The sequence below is a fragment of the Bradyrhizobium sp. 31Argb genome, assembly GCF_043638955.1.
Taxonomy (GTDB): domain Bacteria; phylum Pseudomonadota; class Alphaproteobacteria; order Rhizobiales; family Xanthobacteraceae; genus Bradyrhizobium.
This window is the reverse complement of the sequence record NZ_JBEGDB010000479.1, coordinates 1-3056: the sequence shown is the minus strand read 5'-3', so window position 1 is coordinate 3056 and position 3056 is coordinate 1. Positions and strand designations below refer to the sequence as shown.

Here is a 3056-nt window from a genome sequence, read left to right as displayed (position 1 = left end):
CGCCAATACTGGATGCCGATCCGCTACGCACGCGCCCGCTGATCACTGCGGACGTGGGAGCTCTTACCGCTTACGATGGACCGCCGTCGATCATGTAGTGCCTGCTCCAGCGCATCGAGCACGAAGCCCGCATGCGCCGTGTGCGAGGCCCGCCAGCCGACGATCCTTCGAGCATAGGCGTCGATGACAAAGGCGACGTAGACGAAGCCGGTCCAGGTCGCGAATGGAGTAAGAAGCGCATAAGCGCTTCTCCTCCCCGAACCGTACGGGCACCTTTCAGCGCATACGGCTCTCCGTTTAGGTCTGGCCCATGGCCATTGCGACATCCTGATATCGCGAGGTGATGGTCTTCCTGGGCTCCTCCCTGAAGATGTAGGGATTTGCTTCCGGGTTTCTCCATCGGAACTGCCCCTTTGGACTGGATACCCAATCGGTGCAATGCTTTCCCGACACGATGGCCTCGTTCACTGACCACGTGGACAAACCAGGTCTTGGCTTGCCCAGCGACTGGTGCTCGATACCAGCTCCGCATCAGTGGTTTGATGCGGCTCCGATACTTTCTCGCCAGCCAGTGCGCCATTTTCCAGAACACGACGTGATCGACTTTCCAGAACACGACGTGATCGACGTGCCGGAACGTGGTCGCAGTGAAGTCCGTGTACTTGTAGAAGGCCGCCCAGCCCCGCAATTGGCGGTTCAGGCGGTCCACCATATCGACCTTGGCAAGATCATGGTCACCAGAGAGGACCTTCGACAGTCTGTGCGTGAATGCCTTGGCCTTCTCTTTGGGTATGGTCGTGACGACCGCCACCCTGCCAGTTGACAGCAGGTCACCGCCGCTTGGGCTCATGCTTCCCCACAGCAGGAAGCAGGCTCGTCAAATTCCTCCTTTCTCAATGCATTCCAGACATATGCCTCCCCGATTTCTCGGAGCGAGGCGCACCATACGTGAAGTCGGAGAGCCAAAGGACGTGCGGCCTTGGCGCCTTGAACTGGCGGTTGACGTGATCCAGCGGGCATGGCGCGGCCTTGTCGCTGATCGTTGTTGTGACGGATTTGCCGCGGATAACCCCTTGCAAACCCATGTCCCGCATCAATCGCGATACTGTGCAACGGGCAACATCGAAGCCTTCGCGCTTGAGCTGGCGCCAGACCTTGCGCACACCGTAGACCGAGAAGTTCTGATCGAAGACGCGACGAACCTCGACCTTCAGAGCGGCATCCTGCCTGGCGCGCGCCGACCGCTTGGCCGGATCGCGCCGCTTGGCCACACGGGCGTGGTAGGTCGAGGGGGCGATCGGCAGGACCTTGCAGATCGGCTCGACCCCATGCGCCCCACGATGATCATCGATGAAGGCGATCATGGCTTGGACCGGCGGTCGAGCTCCGCCATCGCAAAATAAGCGCTCGCCTTGCGCAGGATCTCGTTGGCCTGCCGAAGCTCACGGTTCTCCCGTTCCAGGGCCTTCAGCTTCTCGGCCATGTCGGTCGGAACGCCGGCCCGCTGCCCGCTATCGACTTCGGCCTTCTTGACCCAGTCATGAAGCGTCTGCGGTGTGCAGCCGATCTTCGCCGCAATCGACGTCTCCGCCGCCCAGCGCGAAGGGTGCTCGCCGGCGTGATCCAGAACCATCCGAACCGCGCGGTCCCGGACCTCAGACGAAAACTTGTTCGTCGTCTTGCTTGTCATGGCTCCATCCTCTCAGGAGTTGGAGCCTCCGGCAAATCCGGGGCGGTTCAATACGCCGCGTACAGCGGCTCGCGCCAATGCGAGCAGCGGGAAATAGTGGCGGTACATATTGAAGCTCAACATGAAGCCGCGCGATAGCTCCGTACCCTGCTGTAAGCGTTTTGCGAGTTCAGCCGCGGTCAGATTGGTGCGAGCGCCGATCCCGTAGCCCGGAAAGCCGGTTGCCGTGTAGTAATCTTCATCCCAGGTCCCATCGCTTTTCTGGGAAGTGCAGAGGTGCTCAACTCCTCTGCGTATCGCGGCGTCCGTTTCAGGACCCTTGTCGACAGACAATAGGCACATCAGCCCCCAGGCGGTCTGCGACGGAGTGCTTGGTCCTCGTCCTCGAAGCTCGGGATCCATGTAGGAAGCGCATGTCTCCCCCCAGCCGCCGTCATCATTCTGTCTCGACAAGATCCAATCGATGGCGCGCCTTATATAAGGTTGCGTCATATCCTCGCCGATCGCCTTTAGAGCGGGCAGCACGGCAGCCGTACCATAGATATGATTGACACCCCAGCGGCCGAACCAGCTGCCTGCCTCTTCTTGTTCACTTCTGATGTAGTCCAGCGCGCGGCGAATAGCCGGATGATTGAAGTCGTATCCTAGAGCGGCAAAAGCTTCAACGACGTGGGCCGTGACATCAACACTAGGCGGATCAATCGCTTCGCCGAAGTTGCAAAATGGTATCTTCGAGATGATCTCTTTGTCATTGTCTTTATCGAAAGCCGCCCAACCGCCGTTTCGGCATTGCATGGCAAGGGTCCAGTCAACCCCCAGTTCGATAGCTCGCTCAAATCGCTCCCGCATATCTCCGATAGTTGATTTAAGCTTTCCCAGAACAAGCAGAGCGATCGCAGTATCATCAACGTCGGGATATGAATTGTTCGCGCGTTCAAAGGCCCAGCCGCCGGGTCGCGCATTCTTGATCTTTACCGCCCAATCGCCGGGAAGGAGCACCTGCTGATTGAGAACCCACTCGAGCGCTTTGCGGACGTCAGTCCTGTCGGAAGGCACTCCGGCCTCATGAAGCGCAAGGATGGCCAAGAAGGTATCCCATACGGGGGATTCACTCGCCTGAATATGCCTGGCCCCGTTTCGATCGTAGCTCCAGTGGGCCCCCAATGCGCTTATGCCCTTGGAGACTACCGGATGATCGAGCAGGTAGCCTTCATTGACCAGAGCAATCAATCCATAGATCCAAGGTGGCTGTATCCCTCCCCATGCACCGTCCGCGTCTTGACGCCGGATTGTCCGTCGTCAGATAATTTGAGACAGATCAAGCTTTTCGAGAAGGGAGGCTCTGGCTCATCAGGGGTTAGAGTTT

1 protein-coding gene, 3 pseudogenes and 1 other annotated feature are annotated in these 3056 nt (G+C 58.9%); all 4 genes and pseudogenes read right to left on the bottom strand.

Annotated features, from left to right (window positions below):
* Positions 1-23 precede the first annotated feature (23 nt).
* Positions 24-230 (bottom strand): annotated as a pseudogene (locus AAFX91_RS40315) (DDE-type integrase/transposase/recombinase); the annotation flags it as partial.
* Positions 231-580: 350 nt separating this feature from the next.
* Positions 581-850 (bottom strand): annotated as a pseudogene (locus AAFX91_RS40310) (group II intron maturase-specific domain-containing protein); the annotation flags it as partial.
* A gap of 94 nt (positions 851-944) precedes the next feature.
* Positions 945-1690, bottom strand: a pseudogene (locus AAFX91_RS40305) (IS3 family transposase); the annotation flags it as partial.
* Positions 1290-1406: a sequence feature (AL1L pseudoknot), on the bottom strand. Its footprint overlaps the pseudogene before it by 117 nt.
* 12 nt (positions 1691-1702) lie before the next feature.
* Entirely contained in the window at positions 1703-2980 is a 1278-nt protein-coding gene (gene shc, locus AAFX91_RS40300; RefSeq protein ID WP_394570200.1) for a squalene--hopene cyclase, read from the bottom strand.
* Between the last annotated feature and the right edge of the window lie 76 nt (positions 2981-3056).